We start from the raw sequence: 21,007 nt of genomic DNA on the forward strand, positions 1-21,007 counted from the left end.
CGCACAGGGGTGGGGGCTGATCGTGGCAACGGACGTGGACAGGCCGCCGAGCGCCCCGCGGGCCCGGCCGCCACGGGCGGCCCTGCTGCCGCAGGAGGACGAGTCCCTGTGGGGCCGCGTCACCACCCCGCGCACCCTGCTCTCCCGCGCGCTGTCGGTGCCGCTCGCCCTCGGTTTCACGGTCTTCCTCCCGCTGTTCGTGGCCGTCCAGCCCGGCGCGGGCGCGCACGACGCGGCGTTCTGGCTCCAGCTGGCGCTGACCATGTACGCGGGTGCCCGGCTGTCGGCGATGGTGCTCACCAGCCGGCGCAAGCTCCTGCAGGGCTCCTTCTGGCTGTTCGTCTACATGGCGATGGGCGTGGCCCCGCTCGCCCAGGCCGTCCTCGGCCAGGTCCCGACCCCGGTGGTCGGCCCGCGCTCGGACCTGACCTGGGCGATCGCGCTGGTGCTGCTGGGCTGCGGCGCGTTCGACGTCGGCGCCCTCCTGGCCCGGCACCGGCCGGCGGGACGTGCGGGCGGCTCGCCGAAGGAGGCGCGGCCGGTCATGACGCACCGGCGCCGGCTCCAGCTGCTGACGGTGTTCGCCTTCGTGGCGAGCGGCGCGTTCGTCGTCAAACTCGGGGGCCCCGCGGTCTTCTTCAGCAGCCGGCAGGAGATCATCGCCGGCATCCAGGAGGCCGGCGTCTCCAACGGCGACGGCCAGGCCGGGCAGGCGTTCCTGCGCGGCTTCGGCACCGTACCGGCGCTGCTGGCGCTGCTGTTGTACACGCGCTGGCTGGTGACCTCGACGTACGCGCGGCGAAAGGTTTCGGTGATCGCCACCTGGGCGGCGCTGGCCCTGCTCAACGTGGTGGTCAACAACCCGGTCTCCAACCCCCGCTACTGGTTCCTGACCGTGCTGTTCTCGCTGCTGTTCGCGGTCTTCCCGGTGAGCGCGGCGATGTACCGGGTGGCGCTGTCGATGGCGGTGGTGGTGGCCCTGCTGGTCTTCCCCTTCGCGGACCGCTTCCGCTACGACGAGAAGAACTACAAGCCGGTGGAGACCACGTCGTTCCTGGAGCCGATGGCGCTCAAGGACTACGACCAGATCGGCATGTTCGCCAACACCATCACGTTCGCGGAGTCGGGCCCGGGCCACTTCTACGGACGCCAGCTGGCCGGCTCGGTCCTCTTCGCGGTGCCCCGCTCGGTGTGGCCGGACAAGCCCAAGGACACCGGCGTGATGGTCGGCGAGTGGATGGGCACCGTCAACACCAACCTCTCCTCACCGGTGTGGGCCGAGCTGTGGATCGACTTCGGCCCGCTGGGCATGGGCGCGGGCCTGCTGGCCCTGGGCTACGCCGCCGCCCGCGTCGACCGCCGCTACGCCCGCCGGGCCACGCCCCGGACCCCACCGGGCAGCCTGATCTCGGTCGTGGTCCCGCTGGTCGCCGGCTACTCCTTCATCCTGCTGCGCGGCCCGCTGCTCCAGGCCTCCGGCCGCGTGGCGATCGCGGCCCTGTGCCTGGCCCTGGTGGCGACGTACCGCACGGACACGGCCTCGACCTTGCGCTGACGGGTACGCCGGCGACGGGCGGGAATTCGCGGGTGCGTTCGCCATGTCTTTCCCGTCATGACTCCTCTCGTCCGGCGGCTGCTGGCCGGCCGCGCCTGTGCCGCGCTCGCCAGCGCGCTGATCCCCACCACCCTCACCCTCGCCCTGGTCCGCACCGGCTCGGCGGCGGACCTCGGCTTCGTGCTGGCCTGCGAGTTGCTGCCGCTGCTGCTCCTGCTGCCGGTGGCGGGCGTGGTGGCCGACCGGTTCCCGGCCCGCCGGGTGGTGCTGGCCGCCGATCTGGTCCGGGCCGCCGCCCAGGCGCTCACCGGTGGCCTGCTGCTGGCCGGACCGGTCCGGGTCCCGGAGCTCGCCGCGCTCGCCGCGGCGACCGGTGCCGCCGTCGCGTTCGGCACGGCCTCGGCGCGCACCCTGGTGGTCTGCGCCGTCCCCGCGGACGACCTGCTGGCCGTCAACGCCCGGCTCGGGGTGGCGCAGGGGATCGCCCAGTTCGCCGGGCCCGCCACGGCCGGCGGGCTGGCCCTGGCCTTCGGCGCGGGCTGGTCCTCGCTGCTGACCGCCGGCCTGTTCGTCGTCTCGGCCCTCACCCTCGGCGGACTCCCGGCGCGTACGCCGGCGCGTACCTCCGCCGCACGCCCGGGGTTCCTCACCGAGCTGAGGGCGGGCTGGGCCGAGACGCGGCGGCACCCGTGGTTCCTCGCCAACGTGGCCGCGCACGGGGTCTGGCACCTGGCGGCCGGGTTCCTGCTCACCCTGGGCCCGCTGATCGCCGTGGAGAGCCTGGGCGGTGAGGGGTCCTGGGTGGTCGTCGCCCAGACCGGCACGGCCGGGCTGCTCGCCGGGGTGTGGGCGGCGGGCCGGCTGCCGGTCCGGCCGCTGCACGGGGTCGCGGTGGGGGCCGCTGCCCAGGCCCTGCCGCTGGTCGCGTTCGCGCTGCGGCTGCCGCTGCCGGTGACGGCCGGCGCGTTCTGCTGCGCCATGTTCGGCCTGGGCGTGCTCAGTCCGCTCTGGGAGACCGAGGTGCAGCGCCGGATCCCGGTGGAGGCACTGGGGCGCGTCGGCTCCTTCGACACCCTGATCTCCTTCGCCGCCCGCCCCCTGGGCCTGGCGGTGGCGGCCCCGCTGGCCGCCGTCACCGGCACGGCCGCCCCGCTGCTGGTCGCGGCGGCGCTGAGCGCCGCGGCCAACCTCGGCGTGCTGCTGCTCCCGGACGTCCGTGCGGATCCGGAACGTGCGTACCCACCGGCCCTGCGATGATGTGACCCTCACAGGGATCGAGGGGGGCGCATGGCGAGCGTCGGAGCCGCGCTGCGGGAGCTGCGCGGGGCACAGAAGTCGGCGAAGGGCGTCTCGCTCTACTCGCGCTTCGTCAACCGGCCGGCCGGGCGGTACCTGGCCGCCGGCTCGTACGCCGTCGGCCTCGGTCCCAATCAGGTCACTCTCGTCAGTGCCGCGTTCAGCTTCGCCGCGATGGCCGCGGTCGCCCTCGCCGCGCCCTCCTGGTGGCTGGGCGCCGCCGTGTGGGCGGCGCTGGCCGTCGGCTTCGCCTTCGACTCGGCCGACGGCCAGCTGGCCCGGCTGCGCGGCGGCGGCAGCCCGGCCGGCGAGTGGCTGGACCACGTCGTGGACGCGGCCAAGCTGACCGCCGTGCACACCTGCGTGCTGATCGCCTTCCACCGCTTCCCCGAGCACTACGGCACGTCCGGCGCGGGCTGGCTGCTGGTGCCGCTCGGCTTCCAGTTCGCCGCCGTGGTCACCTTCTTCGGCGGCCTGCTGACGGAGAAGCTCAAGGCGAAGCCGGCCCCCGGCAGCGCGGCCGCGACCCCCTCGACGCTCCGGGCCGTGGCCCTGCTGCCGGTGGACTACGGCGTGTTCTGCCTGGTGTTCCTGCTGCTGGGGGACGGGCTGCTGTTCCGGTGGGCGTACGCCGCGCTGGGCGCCGTGGCCGGGCTGTTCCTGCTGGCGTTCCTCGCCAAGTGGTTCCGGGAGCTCAGCGCCGTTCCGCGGTGACGGCGCCGTCCCCGAACGCGGCGTGCGCGGGCTGGGCGAGCGCGTCCAGCGCCCGGCGCAGCTGGGTGCTGGAGGTGTGCACCGTGTACGGGAAGTAGACGACGTCCACGCCGACGGCGGCGAAGTCCGCCTCCAGCTTGTCGCCCTTGGGGGTGCCCCGCCAGTCGTCGCCCTTGAACAGGACGTCGAAGCGGACCTGCCGCCAGGTCTCGACCTTGTCGGGCACGGTCTCGACGAAGGCGGCGTCGACGTACTTGACGCTGCGGACGATCTCCAGCCGCTCCACGAGCGGGATCATCGGCCGCCGGCCCTTCGCGCGTTCGGCCATCTCGTCCGAGACGACCCCGGCGACCAGGTAGTCGCACTGGCTGCGGGCGTGCCGCAGGATGTTCAAGTGTCCGATGTGGAACAGATCGTAGGCACCCGGCGCGTATCCGACGCGATACGGCTTCCGTCCGGGCGCACCGTGGTCGGACAAGTCGCGCTCCGTCATCTCATACCCCCCAGCGGCCGTACTCCCCAGTACGGCGGATGAGCAGACAATAGCGCGCACGTTCGTGGCCGTGCGGGTGAACGATTAGGGTGAGCAGCGCATCATCCAGGGGGGAAGGGGACCTTCAGTGTCCAGTTCCGGTCACCGGCGCCTGTTGCTGGTTTCCACCAACTACGCGCCCGAGCACGCCGGTATCGGCCCGTACGCCACCCAGATCGCCGAGCACTGGGCCGCGCTCGGCCACGAGACCCATGTGCTCGCGGGCATGCCGCACTACCCGTCCTGGTCGCTGGAGCCGGCGTACCGGGGGGCCCTGCGGCGCACGGAACAGCGCGCCGGGGTCACCGTGCACCGGCGCGCCCACACCGTCCCCGCGCGCCAGACCGCCGTGAAACGGGCCCTGTTCGAAGGATCGATTCTGCTCCACGGCGCCGTGGCCCCGCCCCGGATGCCCCGGCCGCACGCGGTCCTCGCCCAGATGCCGAGCCTGGCCGGCGGGGTGCTCGCCGCCCGGCTCGCCGCCCGCTGGAAGGTGCCCTTCGTCCCGGTCGTCCAGGACCTGATGGGCGCCGCCGCCGCCCAGAGCGGCATCAGCGGCGGCGACAAGGCCGCCGCCGTCGCCGGACGGGCCGAGGCCTACGCGCTCAAGCGGGCCGCACTGGTCGGCGTCATCCACGAGACCTTCGTGGACCGGGTCGTCGGCATGGGCGTGGACCCCCGGCGCATCCGGCTCGTCCCCAACTGGTCCCACGTGCCCGCGCCCACCCGGCCGCGCGACGAGACCCGCCACCACCTGGGCTGGGCCCCCGGCCAGACCGTCGTGCTGCACTCCGGCAACATGGGCCTCAAGCAGGGCCTGGAGGTCCTCGTCGGCGCCGCCCGGCGCGATCCCGCCGTCCGCTTCGTCCTCATGGGCGACGGCAGCCAGCGCGCCGCCCTCGCCGCGATGTCGGCCGACGTACCGAACCTGGACATCATTCCCCCTGCCGCCGACGGCGAGTTCCCGGATATCCTCGCCGCGGCGGACGTGCTCGCGGTCACGCAGCACGCGGCCGTGCTGGACATGAGCGTGCCGTCGAAGCTCACCTCCTACTTCGCGGCCGGCCGGCCCGTCGTCGCCTCCGTCGCGGCGGAGGGCGGCACCGCCCAGGAGGTGGAGCGTTCGGGCGCCGGGGTGCTCGTACCGCCGGAGGACCCCGAGGCCCTGCTCAAGGCCGTACGGGCGCTGGCCGAGGACCCCGAGGGCGCGGACGCCCTCGGAGCGGCCGGGCCCCGCCACGTGGCGGCGCACCTGAGCCGGGAAGCGGGCCTGGCCCGCATCGACGCACTGATCGACGAAGCACTGGGGGGTCACCGGCCGTGAGCGAGACGCACCGCCCCGCGGCGGTCCCGGCCGAGGACGAGCCCGACCTCCTCAGGGACCAGTTCCGCCAGCTCCTGCGCTACCGCAAGCTGATCGGCGCGGGCATCGGCATCGGCCTGCTGGGCGGTGTGTACCTGGGGATATCCACCGCCGACACCTACGTCGCCACGGCCGACGTGGTGCTGCGCACCCCGACCGACGACCCGTTCAACCCCTCGATCGCCGCCGACAAGACGGTGAACATCGGCTCCGAACGGCAGACGGCGCTGAGCAGTTCGGTCGCCGCCGAGGCCGCCAAGAAGCTCGGCGTCCCCGCCTCCGGACTGCCCGCGCTGCGCGGCGGACTGCAGGTGACCAACCCGCCGCAGTCCATGGTGCTGCGCTTCACCTACACCGCCTCCACGCCGAAGACGGCCGCCACCCGCGCCAACGCGATGACCGAGGCCTACCTGAAGCTGCGCCAGAGCACGCTGCAGGACACCCGCGACACCATGGTCAAGGGGTACAAGGAACAGCGCGACCCCATGGCCAAGCAGCTCGACGACCTGGTCAAGCAGATCGCCGCGATGCCCGCCGGCCCGGCGCGCGACACCGCGTACACCACCAAGACCGACCTCCAGAACAAGGTCAACACCTTCAACTCCAGCATCGCCAAGCTGGAAGCGCTCGACATGACCCCCGGCCGGGTCACCACCACCGCGACCCCGCCCACCGACGGCGACGGCCCGGGCCTGCCCATGTCGCTGGCGCTCGGCGCGGCCGTCGGCCTCGCGCTCGGCCTGCTCGGCGCCTGGGTCCGGCTCGTCTTCGACCCGGCCCCGCGCTCCGACGGCGACGTCTCGCGCGCCCTGCGCGCGCCGGTCCTCGGCACCCTGCCCCGGGACCGCACCGGCGGGGGGCCGCTGCTGGCCGCCGGCGAGGCCGATCCGCGGCTCGCCGAGGAGTACCGCTCGGTGGCGTTCCGGCTGGCCTACGACTCCCGCTTCGCCGACCGGCGCCGGCTGCTGGTCGTCGCCCCGCGCGGCAGCAGCGAGACCGCCGCCGCCGTCGCCGTGAACCTCGCCGCCTCCTTCGCCGAGACCGGCAAGGACGTGCTGCTCATCGAGGCCGACCTGCGGACCCCGGTCCTGGCCAGCCAGCTGCCGACCGACTCCGGCGGCCGGCCCCGCTGGAGCCAGATGCCCGGCGGCACCGGCGGCCGGGGCGCCGGGCCCACCGAGGCCGAATGGCCCGACGGCCGCCAGCTGGTGGTGGACGCCGGCGAGTCCGGCACCTTCGACCTGATCCCGGGCGACCGGGTCCGCAACGTCCCGCGCGCCCTGACCTCACCGCGCGCCACCCGGCTGATCTCCGAGGCCGACTCGCCGGGCTCCACGGTCGTCGTGCTCGCCCCGCCCGTGCTCTCCTACGCCGACGCGCTGGCGCTCGTCGACCGCGTCGACGGCGTCCTGGTGGTCTGCGACCCGCGCGCCGTCCACCGCACCGACCTGGCCCGCATCCGCGAGCTGATCAGCGGGGCCGGCGGCACCGTGCTCGGCGCCGTGCTGCACGCGCCGCCGCCGGGCGAGAAGCGGACCGCGCGCCGCCCGGGCCGGCGCACGCCCGCCGCGGAGCCGGCGGCGGAGCCGGCCGCCCTGCCCGAACCGGCCGAGGAGCACCCCGTCGGCGACGGCAGCGACACGGTAGCGCTGCGCACGGTCCGCACGGGCCGCAGGTGAGCCGGCGCCGGACCGCCGCCCTCGCCTCCGTCCTGGACCAGGCCGCCTCCAGCGCCACCAACATCCTGGTGCTGGTCCTGGCGGCCCGGCTGTCCACGGCCGCCGGGTTCGGCGCGTTCTCCATGATCTACGTGACCTTCAGCGTGCTGCTCGGGCTGAACATGGCGTACGTCGGCCAGAGCCTGGTGCTGGAGCGCGGCGAGCGGCTGGGGACCGAGTGCCGCTCGGCGGTGGCGTTCACGGGCGCGGCGGCCGCGGCGGTGGGCCTGGTGCTGGCGGCGGCGGGAAGCTGGTGGGCGGGCCCGGCCGGGTGGGCGTTCGCCGCCCTGGGCCTGGTCCTCCCCCTGGCCCTCGTCCAGGACGGCCTGCGGTACTGCTTCTCGGCGCTGCGCACCCCGCACCGGGCCCTGGCCGCCGACGCGCTGCGGCTGGTGTGCGTGGTCGCGGCCCTGGCCGTCCAGCCCACGGGCGCCTCGCCCGCCCGGCTGGTCCTGGTCTGGGGCCTGTCGGCGCTGCCCGCGCTGGCGCTCGGCCTGTGGCTGCTGCGCCCGTACGTGCGCGGCGCGCGGGCCTCCTTGCGCCCGTACGTGCGGCGGGGGCACCTGGGCCGGCGCTTCGCGGTCGAGTTCGCGGTGGGCAACGGCTCCAGCCAGCTCGCCGTCCTGGGCCTCGGCCTGTTCGCGACGCCGCTGGCGGTCGGCGCGCTGCGCGGCGCGAGCACCCTCTTCGGCCCGCTGAACGTGCTGTTCAACTCGGCCAACTCCTTCGGTCCGCCGTTCCTCGGGCGGCTGGGCGGCAAGCGCGCGACCGTGCGCGCCACGGCCGGGCTCGGCGCGGCCCTGGCGGGCGTGGCCGTGGTCTGGGCCGGTGTGCTGTACGCGCTGCCGGCCCGGTACGGGCGGCTGCTGCTGGGCGACACCTGGCAGGTCGCGGCCGCCCTGCTGCCGGCCACCGGCGCCCAGTACGCGGTGATGGCCCTGGGCACCTGCGCCCTGCTGACCCTGCGCGTGCTGGCCCCGAAGGCCACGCTGTCGCTGCAGGTGGTCTTCTCCGGCGTCTCGGTCGCCCTGCTCCTGGCCGGCTACGCGGCCTTCGGCGCCGCGGGCGCCGCCTGGGGCCTCGCGGCCGGCTCGGCCCTGAAGGCCACCGCCGCCTGGTGCCGGGTCGGCCGCACGCCGGACGGGGCCGCGGTCGCCGCCTGAGGCGTCGCGCGGTCCGGGGCCCTCCGGCGGCCCGAGGCGTTCCGCGACCGGGGCGGCCGTCACCGCCCGCGGTCCGGCTCGTTACCGGTGCATGCTGCAGTTGCCCGTCGAGGACATGGAGATGGCCCCCGGACACGCCCTGGAATGGACGGTGTCCGCGGCGGGCGCCGCCGGGCACGCCGAGGAGGGCGCTCCGGAGGTCCTGGCCTCCTACAACCAGCAGGACCACTTCGCGGTCGCGCAGGCCCTGCGCGCGGCGGACATCGGCTACTCCTCGTACATCGGGGGCTCCTTCGAGATCCGCGGACGCGTCGAGGTCGAGGCGCTGGAGGCCGCCCTGCTGCACCTCGTCCGCCGGCACGAGGTGCTGCGCTGCGAGTTCAGGGAGACCGGGGAGGGCGCCGAGCCCGGGGCCACCGGGCGGGCCGCCGACGGCGGCTGCGGCATGGCCGTCGAGGTCGTCCCCCCGCAGGACGTCAAGCTCGAACGCGTCGACGCCGGACGGTACGACACCCCCGCCGAGGCCGCGGCCTACGTACGGGACTTCCTCCGGCGCACCGACACCCTCCGGGGCCCCTGGATCGTGATGGGCGCGATGGTCCGCGACGACTGCGCCACCGTCTACTTCGCCTGCGACCACCTCCTGAGCGACGGGGTCTCCACCCCCGTCGCCGTCCACGACATCGCCATGGCCTACGAGGCGTACGCCCACGGCCGCGAGCCCGACCTGCCGCAGGCGGGCAGCTTCCTCGACCACGCGGCCGCCGAGCGGGGCCGCGGCGCGGCGCTGGCCGCCGACGACCCGCTCCTGGACCAGTGGAAGGGGTTCGCCGCGCGGGGCGGCGGCGCGCTCTTCCCCCGGTTCCCGCTGGACCTCGGGATCGAGCCGGGCGTGGCCCACCGCGCCGTGAACGAGGCGGACACCCTGCTGACCGCCGACCGGGTCGACGCGCTGGAGGCCCACTGCCGGGCCGTGGGCGGCCGGACGTCCACCGGAGTGCTGGCCGCCCTCGGGGTCGGCCTGAGGAAGGCGGGCGGCCCGGACGTCCACCGGGCCCTCGTACCGGTCAGCACCCGCGGCCGGGACGCCCGCGAGCACAGCATGGGCTGGTTCGTGAACACGCTCCCGGTCGAGTTCCCGGTGGCCGACGGCACCGGTTTCGCCGGTGTCATGGCGGGCGCGCAGGCCGCCCTGGACGGGATGCGGCCGTACACCGGCGTGCCGTTCGTCCGCGTGCACGACCTGCTGACCGGCGCGGGCACCGGGCCCCAGGTCTGGCCGTTCGCCGTCAGCTTCTTCTCCTACCTGGACTTCCGCAGGACGCCGGGCGCGCACAGCCACGTGGCGTGGAAGGCGCGCAAGTACGTGTCCACCTCGCACAGCAACGGCATCTTCTTCTGGTTCCACCGCAACCACACCGGGCTCCACCTGAACTCCATCTTCGTGGACACCCCCGAGGCCCGGCGCGCCAAGGCCACCTGCGTGGGGGCCCTGGTGCAGTCGCTGGACAACATCGCCCGTTCCGGCCGGTTCTGACCGCCCGCCGATCCCGTGAGGAGCGCCGGCCGGTGCTTCAACTGCCCAGCTCGGAGCTGGTCGTCGCGCCGGGGCGCGCCGTCGAGTGGCGCGTCGGCGCCGCGACCGGCGTCCCGGGGCCACCGCTCGCCCGGCCGTCGTTCAACCAGGAGTACCACTTCGGTGCCTGCGCCGGGACGGACGGCGGCGACCAGGCCCCCGGCCCGCGCCCGCGCACCGACAGCTTCGCCGTGACCTTCGAGATCCGGGGCCCGTTCGACCGCCCGGCCCTGGAAGCGGCGCTGCTCCACTGCGTACGGCGCCACGAGGCGCTGCGGTGCGTGTTCCACGCGTCGGCCGACGGCCCGGTCGTCGAGGTCGCCGAGCCGCAGGACGTCAAGCTGGAAGCGGTCGACCGCGGGCCGGTGGCCTCGCCCGCCGCGGCCCGCGCCTACGTGGACCGGTTCCTGGGGGCCACCGACACCCGCCGCGGCCCGTGGTTCGTCATGGGGGCGGTGGTCCGTGAGGGGTCCACGACGGTCCTGCTCGCCTGCGACCACCTGGTGACCGACGGCTCGTCGATGATGATCGTCCTGAACGACGTGGCCACCGCCTACGAGGCCTTCTCACGCGGCCGCGAGCCCGCTCTCCCCGCGGCGGGCGGCTTCCTCGACCACGGCCGCGAGGAGCGGCGGCGGGCCGCGGCGGTCGGCCCGGGCGACAGCTCCCTGGAGCACTGGAAGGGCTTCATCGCCCGGGGCGGCGGCCCCTTCCCGAGGTTCCCGCTCGACCTCGGGATCGAGCCCGGTGCCGGCGGCCCCGCCCGCAACACGACCCACACGCTGCTCGACCGCGCGGGCGCGGCGGCCCTGGAGGCGCGCTGCCGCGCGGCCGGCGCGGGCCTGCCCACGGCCGCCCTCGCGGCCGTCGGCGTCAGCCTGCGCAAGCAGGGCGGCCCGGACGTCCACCGCACCCTGGTGCCCGTCAGCACGCGGGGCCGGGGCCGGCACGCCCACAGCGCGGGCTGGTTCGTCAACCTGGTGCCCGTGGAGTTCCCGGTGGCGGACGGGACGGACCTCGCGCGGACCCTGGCCGCCGCCCGGGACGCGTCGACGCGGATGATCCGGGGCGGCCGGGTCCCGTTCGTAGCCGTGCTGCGGCTGCTGGCCCCCGAGCACTACGCCCGCCCGTGGCCGCACGCGGTCAACTTCTGCTCGTACATGGACTTCCGGCACGCCCCCGGCGCGGCGCACCACGCCGCCCGGCGGGCCGGCGGTTACACCTCGGTCCCGGCGACCAATGGCATGTTCCTGTGGCTGCACCGCACCCACGAGGGCATCCACCTGAACGCCGTCCACGTGGACACCCCGCAGGCCCTGCGCACGGGAACGGCCCTGGTGGGCACCCTCAGGCGCACGCTGGCGGACATGGCCCACCACGGAACCCTGTGACGCCCCGGGCCCGCCCACCCGGTCCGCCCCGGCCTGCCGCCCCGGGCCCCGGCCCGCCGCCCCGGCCCGCCCGCCGCCCTCGGTCCACCGCCCGCCGCCCGCCGCCCTCAGTCCACCACCCGCAGCAGCAGCACCGACCGGGCCGCCACCGTGATCCGCGTGCCGCCGCGGTAGCGCAGCCCCGGCGCCACCGCCTGCTCCTCGCGGGCGGTGTCCACCACCACCTCGTACGTCGCCGCCCACGGCGCCCCCGGCAGCTCCCACCCCAGCGGCCGGTCCCCGGCGTGCAGCAGGGCCAGGAAGCTGTCGTCGGTCACCTGGCGGCCCTGCTCGTCCCGGCCCGGGATGTCTCGCCCCGACAGGTACATGCCGAGCGCGGCGGCGGGCGCGTACCAGTCCCGCTCCGTCATCTCCCGGCCCTCCGGCGTGAACCAGGCCAGGTCCCGCAGCCCGTCCGCGCCCTGCTGGCGGCCCGAGAAGAACGCCCGCCGGCGCAGCACCGGGTGAGCCCGCCGCAACCGCAGCAGCCGCCGGGTCAGCGCGTGCAGCTCCCGCCATCCGGGCTCCGCGGGCAGCGACCAGTCCACCCAGCCCGTCGGGTTGTCCTGGCAGTAGGCGTTGTTGTTGCCGCCCTGGGTGCGGCCGAACTCGTCGCCCGCCACCAGCATCGGCACCCCGGTGGACAGCAGCAGGGTGGTGACCAGGTTGCGTAGCTGCCGGCGGCGCAGCGCGCGGATCCGGCCGTCGTCGGTCTCGCCCTCGGCCCCGCAGTTCCAGGAGCGGTTGTCGTGGGTGCCGTCCCGGTTGTCCTCGCCGTTGGCCTCGTTGTGCTTGCGCTCGTAGCTCACCAGGTCGCGCAGGGTGAATCCGTCGTGCGCGGTGACGAAATTGACCGAGGCGTAGGGCCGCCGCCCGCCCCACGCGTACAGGTCGCTGGAGCCCGACAGCCGGTAGCCGAGGTCCCGCACGTCGGGCAGCGCGCCCCGCCAGAAGTCGCGCACCGCGTCGCGGTAGCGGTCGTTCCACTCCGTCCACAGCGGCGGGAAGGAGCCGACCTGGTACCCGCCGGAGCCCACGTCCCACGGCTCCGCGATCAGCTTCACGCGGCGCAGCACCGGGTCCTGCGCGATGACGGCCAGGAACGGCGAGAGCATGTCCACGTCATGCATGGAGCGGGCGAGGGCCGCCGCCAGGTCGAAGCGGAAACCGTCCACCCCCATCTCCGTCACCCAGTACCGCAGCGAGTCGGTGATCAGGCGCAGCACGTGCGGGCGGCCGGCGTGCAGGGTGTTGCCGCAGCCGGTGTAGTCGGCGTAGCGCCGCTGGTCGGACTGGAGCCGGTAGTAGCCGCGGTTGTCGATCCCGCGCAGCGACAGCGTCGGGCCGAGCTCGCCCGCCTCCGCCGTGTGGTTGTAGACCACGTCGAGGATCACCTCGATGCCGGCCGCGTGCAGCGCCCGCACCATCCGCTTGAACTCGCCGACCTGCTGGCCGGCCGTACCGCTGGACGAGTACGCCGCGTGCGGGGCGAAATAGCCGATGGAGTTGTAGCCCCAGTAGTTGCGCAGGCCCCGGCGCAGCAGGTGGTCCTCGTGCGCGAAGTGGTGCACCGGCAGCAGCTCGACCGCCGTGACGCCGAGGTCCACCAGGTGCCCGACGGCCGCCGGGTGCGCCAGCCCCGCGTACGTGCCCCGCAGCTCCTCCGGCACGCCGGGGTGGCGCATGGTGAAGCCGCGCACGTGGAGCTCGTAGATGACCGAGTCCGCCCACGGCGTCTTGGGCCGCACGTCGTCCGACCAGTCGTCGTCGTCATGGACCACCACGCCCTTGGGCACGTACGGCGCCGAGTCGCGGTCGTCGCGGACGGTGTCGGCGATGTACTGCTGCGGCCAGTCCCGCACGTGCCCGTAGACCTCCGGCGGGAGCGTGAAGTCCCCGTCCACGGCCCGCGCGTACGGGTCCAGCAGCAGCTTCGCCGGATTGTGCCGGGCGCCCGTCCACGGGTCCCAGCGCCCGTGCACCCGGAAGCCGTAGCGCTGCCCGGGGCGCACGCCGGGCACGAACCCGTGCCAGATCTCGTGCGTCAGCTCGGTCAGGGCGCACCGGGTCTCCGCGCCGGCCGCGTCGAACAGGCACAGCTCCACCGCCTCCGCGCCCGGCGCCCACAGCGCGAAGTTGGTGCCCGCGACGCCGTCCGGGCCGGCGCGGTAGCGCGCGCCCAGCGGGTGGGCGGAGCCCGGCCACACCGGTGGCGCCACGGTGCCCGGGCCGGCCCGGACGCCCCCGACCTGTCCGCCCGTCAGGGCGGCGGCGCGGTGGACCGGCTGCCCGTTCGGCTGCCCGGCCACCGGCCGTACGGGCGCGGCGGCACCACCGCCCCGCATCCCGTCCTCGACGGCCTCCACCGCCTCCTGCTCGGCTGCGCTCGACACCTGCACGCCTCCACGGCTGTTCCAGGCCACGGCGGGGGAGGGGAGTGCGGCCCCGGCGTCCCGGCCCGGGCCCGGCCCCCGTCTGGTCCTTCCCACTGTTCTGCCCGGAACCGGGGCCGCACTCACGTTTCCCCCGAAGGGGCGCTGTCGTTGGACGGGACGTGAGACTTGTGACGTGTCGCCGGACCGGGGCGGGCCTGGCCGCCCTGGCGGTGTGGGCGGGGTTGATGGGCGGTCTGACCGGCTGCACCGGCGACGGGCGGCCCCCGGTGGAGATCCAGCTCCCGGGCAAGCCCCGGTCACCCGAAGAGGCGATCCGGATCACCCCGGACGACAACGCCAAGGGCGTCCCCGCCGAGGGCCCGCTGTCGGTCACGGTGCCCGAGGGCCGCCTGGAGCGGGTCAAGGTGGTCAAGGTGGAGGACGCCCAGGAGGAAGAGGTCCCCGGGGCCATCGCCGAGGACGGCCTGAGCTGGAGCCCCGACCCCGAGCACGGCAAGCTGGCGCTGGCCGCCAAGTACACCGTGGACGCGGTCGCCGTCGACGGGCACGACCGCCGCCAGGCCCGGCACACGACCTTCACCACGTTCGTCCCGGAGGAGCGCTTCATCGGCTACTTCAAGCCTGAGCACCGCTCCACCGTCGGCACCGGGATGATCATCTCGTTCCGGTTCAGCCGTGCGATCACCCACCGGGCCGCCGTGGAGAAGGCCATCGCCGTCACCGCCGACCCGCCCGTGGAGGTGGTCGGCCACTGGTTCGGCGACGACCGCCTGGACCTGCGGCCCAAGCAGTACTGGAAGCCCGGCACCGAGGTCACCGTCGACCTCAGGCTGCGCGACGTCGAGGGCGCCCCCGGCTCGTACGGGCTGCAGAGCAAGAAGATCCGCTTCACCGTGGGCCGGCACCAGGTCTCCACCGTCGACGCCGAGGCGCACACCATGGTCGTACGACGGGGGGACGAGGTGCTCTCCACCGTCCCGATCAGCGCCGGCGCGCCCAAGACCCCCACGTACAACGGCAAGATGGTGGTGATGGAGATGTTCGACGTCACCCGCATGAACGGCCAGACCGTCGGGTTCGGCGGCGAGTACGACATCCCCGACGTCCCGCACGCCGTCCGGCTCACCAGCTCCGGGACGTTCCTGCACGGCAACTACTGGGCCGCCCCCGACACCTTCGGCAGCGCCAACACCAGCCACGGCTGCGTGGGCCTGCGCGACGACAAGGGCGGCGGCTCGGACACCCCGGCCGGCTGGTTCTTCGACCGGACGCTGATCGGCGACGTGGTCGAGGTCGTCAACTCCCAGGACAAGACGGTCGCCCCGAACAACGGGCTGGGCGGCTGGAACATGTCCTGGCCCGACTGGATCGCCGGCTCCGCCCTCACCTGAGGGGTCCCGCACCGGCGCACATGATCACTGGAGGGTGACTCCTGTGACCGGAATGACGTAGTCCGGGAGTGTCCTCGGGTCCCCCCTCCGGCTCCGCGCCCAGCCTGGCAGGCAGCAGTGCCAGCGACGGACGGAGAGACATGACAGCAAGGACGGCCACACGGCCCGGGCGGCTGGCCCTGGGCCTGGCCACGGCGGCGGCGGTGCTGGCCACCACCGCGCCCGCCCAGCCGGCCAACGCGGCGGCCCCGGCAGCACGGGCGGCGGCCCTGCTCCCGGGCGGACTGGGCCCGTGCGTGGGAGCCGAGTGCCCACCGGACTACCTCGACCCGCACACCGGCGCGGCCCATGGGCGGGACGCGGGCATCAACATCTTCGTCGGCGGGGACTTCCGGGTCCGCGAGCGGGCCGCCGAGGCCGAGGGCCGCGTCGTCGTCCTCGGCGACTTCGACCAGGACAAGGCCGACGGCGTCAGCCAGGTCTACAACGTCGGCATCGTCGGCGCCGGCTCCCAGACCCAGCCCCCGCTCGGCTCGGACTTCCTGACCACCGGCGGCGGTGTCTCCGTCGCCGTCGGCGAACGCCTGCTCGCCGACGGCGGGGTCGTCCGGCACGCCGGCCCGCGCACCGGCACCGTCAGCGCGACCCGGGTCGTGCAGGACCCCGCCGCCGTCCAGCCGTACGCCGGCCTGCGCGACCGGCTCACGGCCGCCAGCCAGTGCTACGCCCGGCCCGGCGGAACCATCCGGCCCGCCACCGGCACGGCCGTCAACAACGGCTACGAGACCGTGTTCACCGGCGACGGCACCTCCGCCCTGCAGGTCTTCAACGTCGACGCCGACATCGCGGGCCGCGACCGCGCCCAGCAGGGCATCCGGTTCGCCCGGATCCCCGCCGGGGCCACGATCCTGGTCAACGTCCTCGGCACGGACCGGGCGGTCGTGACGTACAGCGGCGAGCAGACCTACCGGCACCGGCTGCTGTGGAACTTCCCCGACGCCACCGCCGTGGGCCTGCGCGGCACCGGCCAGTTCCAGGGCGCGGTACTGGTCGGCAACCAGGCCTCCACGACCACGGTGACCCTGCCCGGCTTCAACGGACGGTTCTTCACCACCGGCTCGCTGACCCACACCAGCACCACCGGCGGCGGCCAGGAGTTCCACGCCTACCCCTTCACCGGCGACCTGCCCGACTGCGGCACCGGGCCGGCCCCGGTGACCGGTGAGGTCTCCGTGCTCAAGACCGATCCCGAGGGCCGCCTGCTGGCGGGCGCCGAGTTCGAGCTGTGGCGCGAGGCCAACAACACCCCCGGCCTGCAGACCATCGGCATCAACGCCGACATCAAGGAGGCCGACTGCACCACCGACGCGGCCGGCCGCTGCGTGCGCAGGACCGAGCTCGGCACCTACTACTGGCGGGAGATCAAGGCCCCGCCCGGCTTCGACCTGCCCGACCAGCGCGTCTCGCCGCCGCTGGTGCTGACCGCCGCCAACGCCGGGGCCGGGGTGTCGGTCACGGTGGTCGACCGCCGTACCCCCGAGCCGCCGGAGCCGACGGGCCGGGTGGGCCTGCGCAAGCGGGACGCCGCGACCGGACAGCCGCTGGCCGGCGCCCGGTTCGAGCTGTGGCGCGAGGCCAACGACGTCGAGGGACTGCAGACCACCGGCGACGAGCCGGACGAGCGGCTGCTGGAGTGCGTGACCGACGCCCAGGGCCGCTGCTCGCTCGTGGTCGGCGGCGACGAGCGGTACTACTGGCGGGAGACCAGGGCGCCCGACGGCTACGACCTGCCGGCCGTGGTGGTCACCCCGGTCGACCTGCCCGAGGAGAGCGCCTCCGCCGGGGTGACGGTCACCGTCACCAACCGCCGGACCCAGGCCCAGAACCAGGGGGCGATCCGGATCGAGAAGACGGACGCGAAGACCGGGCAGCCGCTGGCCGGGGCCGTCTTCGCGCTGTGGCAGGAGGTCAACGGCACCGAGGGGCTCCAGACCGAGGGCGACGACATCGACCTGCTGGTGCGGCCCGGCTGCCGTACGGACGCCCGGGGGAGCTGCCTGTTCGAGTACCTGCCCGACGGCTGGTACTACCTCCAGGAGATCGCCGTCCCGGACGGCTACGTGCTGCCCCGCGACGCCGTGACCGGTCCGCTGCGGCTCGACCGGGACACCCCCGACCACCTGGTCGTCGTACCGCTGGCCAACCGCCGTGACCACCACCACGGCAAGCCCCACCACCCCGGCAAGCCGGGGGGCCACGAGCCGGGGCACCACCACAAGCCCGGGGCCCACAAGCCCGGTCACCACAAGCCCGGTCACCACAAGCCCGGTCACCACAAGCCGGGCAAGAAGGCGGCCCCGGTGAAGAAGGCCGGTCCGGCGAAGAAGGCCAAGCCGGGCAAGCCCGGTAAGCCCGGTAAGCCGGGCAAGCGGGGCCGGGGGCAGTAGCGGGGTCGGCGCCCCGCCCGGCAGCGGGGCGCCGGGGGCCGGTACGCGGAACGCCGCCCTCCCGACTTGGGACGGAACGGTGACACGCCCGTTTCCCTTCGTGATGCACCCATGTGATTACCTGTCGTCATGCGCGCGATGGGTATGCGCGCGGGGGACATGGGGAGAAGAGCGTGAAGGTGCAGCCTCAGCGGCGCATCCGTACCGGCCTGCCGGCCCTGCTGATCGGCGCGGCGCTGCTGCTCACCACCGCGTGCAGCGGTGGCGCCGGCGGCGGTCAGGGCGACAAGGGGGGCAACGGCGGCGGCGGCGCCCGGACGGGTAACGAGGCCTCGCAGGCCGTCGTCACCATCAAGCCGGACGACGGTGCCAAGGAGGTGGAGACCTCCGGGGTGCTGAAGATATCCAGCACGGGCGGCAAGCTCACCACGGTGACGGTCGCCGACACCAAGGGCAACGCCGTCGAGGGCAAGCTGTCCGGCGACGGCACCACGTGGGAGCCCGCCCGCCACCTCGGCGCGGCCACCGAGTACAAGGTCCACGCGGTCGCGAAGGACGCGGCGGGCCGGGAGTCCGCCAAGGACATCACCTTCACCACCCTCACCCCGAAGAACACCTTCGTCGGCCACTACACGCCCGAGGACGGCGCGACCGTCGGCGTGGGCATGCCGGTGTCGATCAACTTCTCGCGCGGCATCACCAACACCGAGGCCGTGGAGAAGGCCATCCAGGTGACGGCCGAGCCGGCCGTGCAGATCGAGGGCCACTGGTTCGGCAACGACCGGCTCGACTTCCGCCCCGAGAACTACTGGAAGCCGGGCACCAAGGTGACCGTCAAGCTGGGCCTCGACGGCGTCGAGGGCCGCCCGGGGGTGTACGGCAAGCAGACCCGCACCTTCACCTTCACCATCGGCCGCTCCCAGGTCTCCACCGTGGACGCGAGCACGCACCAGATGGAGGTCGTCCGCGACGGCCAGACCATCAAGAACATCCCGATCACCGCGGGCGCCCCGTCGACCACCACGTACAACGGTCAGATGGTCATCAGCGAGAAGTACAAGGTGACCCGGATGAACGGCGCCACCGTCGGGTTCGGCGGCGAGTACGACATCTCCGACGTGCCGCACGCGATGCGCCTGTCCACCTCCGGCACCTTCGTCCACGGCAACTACTGGGCCTCCTCCAGCACCTTCGGCTCGGAGAACGTCAGCCACGGCTGCGTGGGCCTGCGCGACGTCCGCGGCGCGTACGACGACGACGCCCCGGCGGCCTGGTTCTTCAACGAGTCGCTGATCGGCGACGTGGTCGTGGTGAAGAACTCCAAGGACAAGCAGATCGCTCCGGACAACGGCCTCAACGGCTGGAACATGCCCTGGTCGGAGTGGATCAAGTAGCCCCGCTGGTGCAGGACGGTTAACGGGCACTAACGTGCCCGTATGACCATCTCTCTCGAAGTCTCCGACGGCGTCGGCACCATCCGGCTGGACCGTCCGCCGATGAACGCCCTGGACATCGCCACCCAGGACCGGCTGCGCGAGCTCGCCGTGGAGGCGAGCGAGCGCGCCGACGTCCGCGCGGTGATCCTCTACGGCGGCGAGAAGGTGTTCGCGGCCGGCGCGGACATCAAGGAGATGCAGGCCATGGACCACGCGGCGATGGTCGCGCGGTCCCGGGCCCTGCAGGACTCCTTCACCGCCGTGGCCCGGATCCCCAAGCCCGTCGTCGCGGCCGTCACCGGCTACGCGCTGGGCGGCGGCTGCGAGTTGGCGCTGTGCGCCGACTACCGGATCGCCGCCGACAACGCCAAGCTCGGCCAGCCCGAGATCCTGCTGGGCCTGATCCCGGGCGCGGGCGGCACCCAGCGGCTGTCCCGGCTGATCGGCCCGTCCCGGGCCAAGGACCTGATCTTCACCGGTCGGATGGTCAAGGCGGACGAGGCCCTGACGCTGGGCCTGGTCGACCGGGTGGTGCCGGCCGCCGAGGTCTACGAGCAGGCCCATGCCTGGGCCGCCCGGCTCGCCCAGGGCCCGGCCATCGCGCTGCGCGCCGCCAAGGAGTCCGTGGACGCGGGCCTGGAGGCCGACATCGACACGGGTCTGGCCATCGAACGGACCTGGTTCGCCGGGCTGTTCGCGACCGAGGACCGTGAGCGCGGGATGCGCAGCTTCGTCGAGGAGGGCCCCGGAAAGGCCAAATTCGTCTAGTCGGCTGGGTGATCACCCGGTGGGTTGATTAGGCAGGCCTTAAGGCACCCTTAAGCGCCCCCCGGCGCCCACGCAGGGTGATGATCTCCGGGTTCCCTGTCACCGCAGGTCACGACGGGTATGACAACCCTCTCGATGCCGATGTCATATGACGCACCACCCCCTGTACGGCCCGGCCGGACAGGGGGTGTTTTTCGCGAGACGGCACGGAGGGGCCACCCGGCCGTCCATGATGGGTGCATGGCGGGCCTGGAGGGTGTGGAAGAACCGCGGCAGCGCGGCGGCGCTTCCGCTGTACGGCTGGTGGCGGCGATCGAGGACGAACAAGGCCTGAAGGCGCTGGAGTCGTACGGCAACCCGGCCGAGGGCGAGGTGACGCTCCCGTCCCTGCCGGAATCCGCCGGCACCGCGCGGCGGCTCGCCCAGTGCGTGGTGGTCCGGCTCTGGGGGCTCTCCCCGCAGATCGCCGAGCACGTGGTGCTGCTGGTCTCCGAACTCGTCGGCAACGCCGTCCGGCACACCGGCGCCCGTTCGTTCGGTCTGCGGATGCTGCGCCGGCGCGGCTGGATCCGCGTCGAGGTGCGCGACCCCTCGCGCGGGCTGCCGTGCCTGATGCCGGTGCACGAGCTGGACACCACCGGCCGGGGCCTGTTCCTGGTGGACAAGCTGTCCGACCGCTGGGGCGCGGACCTGCTGCCGCGCGGCAAGACCACCTGGTTCGAGATGCGGGTCGCCGACCGCTGACCGGCGGGCGCCGGGCCGCGGGCGTCCTGGAATGCCTGAAGCCCCCTGTCGCCGGAATGGGGCGCCGCGGGGGCTTCATGGAGGTGCCGAGGACCGGTGGGGTGTTGATCCTCGGCGAGGCGACTTCGCTCGGGTCAATGGGGAAGCCGTGGTTCCGACTATGACAGACAAGCGCCGGAACGCCAAAAGTCCCTACTCGGACATAAGTGGGCAAATCCTAAGAGTTTGTCATTGAATCCTAGGTGAGGTCGACCACCTGCCTCGCAATCAGTGCATAACTATGGGTCGACCCGAGTGAATCGTTGATGGAGCGCCGGTGAACGACCCGGCGGGAGGGCCCGGGCCTCCAGGCCCGAATTGGGTCAATCATTACCTTTGGGGCCAACCACCCCTTAAATGGGCAGGTGCTCTGTTATCCAGACCGCCGCGCGGCCCTGCGCGCGAGCGCGGCGGCCGCCGTCGGGGTCCTGGCCGCCGC

At 74.0% G+C, this 21,007-nt stretch carries 15 protein-coding genes; 13 read left to right on the forward strand and 2 right to left on the reverse strand.

The window, feature by feature from the left end; all coding sequences use genetic code 11:
- The first annotated feature begins 82 nt into the window (after positions 1-82).
- The 3 genes from LG632_RS00610 to LG632_RS00620 are packed head-to-tail and all read left to right on the forward strand — an operon-like array spanning position 83 to position 3,565.
- Complete coding sequence (locus LG632_RS00610) at positions 83-1,555, forward strand: hypothetical protein (protein WP_226724314.1); 1,473 nt, start codon at positions 83-85, stop codon at positions 1,553-1,555.
- Between the two features lie 57 nt (positions 1,556-1,612).
- The gene (locus tag LG632_RS00615; protein WP_226724295.1) at positions 1,613-2,812 is read left to right on the forward strand and encodes an MFS transporter; all 1,200 of its coding nucleotides are present in this window, start codon (positions 1,613-1,615) and stop codon (positions 2,810-2,812) included.
- A gap of 30 nt (positions 2,813-2,842) precedes the next feature.
- The gene (locus tag LG632_RS00620; protein ID WP_226724296.1) at positions 2,843-3,565 is read left to right on the forward strand and encodes a CDP-alcohol phosphatidyltransferase family protein; all 723 of its coding nucleotides are present in this window, start codon (positions 2,843-2,845) and stop codon (positions 3,563-3,565) included.
- Here the strand turns inward: LG632_RS00620 and LG632_RS00625 are convergent.
- Positions 3,546-4,058, reverse strand: coding sequence for an FAD synthase family protein (locus LG632_RS00625; RefSeq protein WP_226724297.1), 513 nt, complete (start codon positions 4,056-4,058; stop codon positions 3,546-3,548). The two genes, LG632_RS00620 and LG632_RS00625, sit on opposite strands and share 20 nt — an antisense overlap.
- A 157-nt stretch (positions 4,059-4,215) precedes the next feature.
- On the opposite strand from LG632_RS00625, the gene LG632_RS00630 reads away from it, so the two are divergent.
- The 5 genes from LG632_RS00630 (at position 4,216) to LG632_RS00650 (ending at position 11,308) form a co-directional block, all read left to right on the forward strand.
- Positions 4,216-5,421 (forward strand): glycosyltransferase, encoded by a 1,206-nt coding sequence (locus LG632_RS00630; protein WP_226724315.1) that lies wholly within the window; start codon positions 4,216-4,218, stop codon positions 5,419-5,421.
- The gene (locus LG632_RS00635) at positions 5,418-7,139 is read left to right on the forward strand and encodes a lipopolysaccharide biosynthesis protein (protein WP_226724298.1); all 1,722 of its coding nucleotides are present in this window, start codon (positions 5,418-5,420) and stop codon (positions 7,137-7,139) included. Before LG632_RS00630 ends, LG632_RS00635 begins: the two co-directional genes overlap by 4 nt.
- A complete protein-coding gene (locus tag LG632_RS00640) occupies positions 7,136-8,341 on the forward strand; it encodes an MATE family efflux transporter (protein WP_226724299.1) in 1,206 nt (401 codons plus the stop codon). The genes LG632_RS00635 and LG632_RS00640 overlap by 4 nt, the downstream gene beginning before the upstream one ends.
- A 91-nt stretch (positions 8,342-8,432) precedes the next feature.
- The gene (locus LG632_RS00645; protein WP_226724300.1) at positions 8,433-9,878 is read left to right on the forward strand and encodes a condensation domain-containing protein; all 1,446 of its coding nucleotides are present in this window, start codon (positions 8,433-8,435) and stop codon (positions 9,876-9,878) included.
- 32 nt (positions 9,879-9,910) lie between these two features.
- A complete protein-coding gene (locus LG632_RS00650) occupies positions 9,911-11,308 on the forward strand; it encodes a condensation domain-containing protein (protein WP_226724301.1) in 1,398 nt (465 codons plus the stop codon).
- 107 nt (positions 11,309-11,415) lie between these two features.
- Here the strand turns inward: LG632_RS00650 and glgX are convergent, their stop codons facing one another.
- A complete protein-coding gene (gene glgX, locus LG632_RS00655; protein ID WP_226724302.1) occupies positions 11,416-13,740 on the reverse strand; it encodes a glycogen debranching protein GlgX in 2,325 nt (774 codons plus the stop codon).
- 227 nt (positions 13,741-13,967) lie between these two features.
- Between glgX and LG632_RS00660 the strand changes: the two genes are divergently transcribed.
- The 5 genes from LG632_RS00660 to LG632_RS00680 all read left to right on the forward strand — a co-directional run bounded on the left by LG632_RS00660 (position 13,968) and on the right by LG632_RS00680 (position 20,529).
- Complete coding sequence (locus LG632_RS00660) at positions 13,968-15,134, forward strand: L,D-transpeptidase (protein WP_226724316.1); 1,167 nt, start codon at positions 13,968-13,970, stop codon at positions 15,132-15,134.
- Positions 15,135-15,274: 140 nt separating this feature from the next.
- The gene (locus LG632_RS00665) at positions 15,275-17,581 is read left to right on the forward strand and encodes a choice-of-anchor A family protein (protein ID WP_226724303.1); all 2,307 of its coding nucleotides are present in this window, start codon (positions 15,275-15,277) and stop codon (positions 17,579-17,581) included.
- 179 nt (positions 17,582-17,760) lie between these two features.
- Positions 17,761-18,975: a L,D-transpeptidase gene (locus LG632_RS00670; RefSeq protein ID WP_226724317.1), complete on the forward strand. Its 1,215-nt coding sequence runs from the start codon at positions 17,761-17,763 to the stop codon at positions 18,973-18,975.
- 42 nt (positions 18,976-19,017) lie between these two features.
- Positions 19,018-19,785 (forward strand): enoyl-CoA hydratase/isomerase family protein, encoded by a 768-nt coding sequence (locus tag LG632_RS00675; RefSeq protein ID WP_226724304.1) that lies wholly within the window; start codon positions 19,018-19,020, stop codon positions 19,783-19,785.
- 240 nt (positions 19,786-20,025) lie between these two features.
- The gene (locus tag LG632_RS00680; RefSeq protein ID WP_226724305.1) at positions 20,026-20,529 is read left to right on the forward strand and encodes an ATP-binding protein; all 504 of its coding nucleotides are present in this window, start codon (positions 20,026-20,028) and stop codon (positions 20,527-20,529) included.
- Positions 20,530-21,007 lie beyond the last annotated feature (478 nt).

It is taken from the genome of Streptomyces antimicrobicus (assembly GCF_020532625.1).
GTDB classification, from domain to species: domain Bacteria; phylum Actinomycetota; class Actinomycetes; order Streptomycetales; family Streptomycetaceae; genus Streptomyces; species Streptomyces antimicrobicus.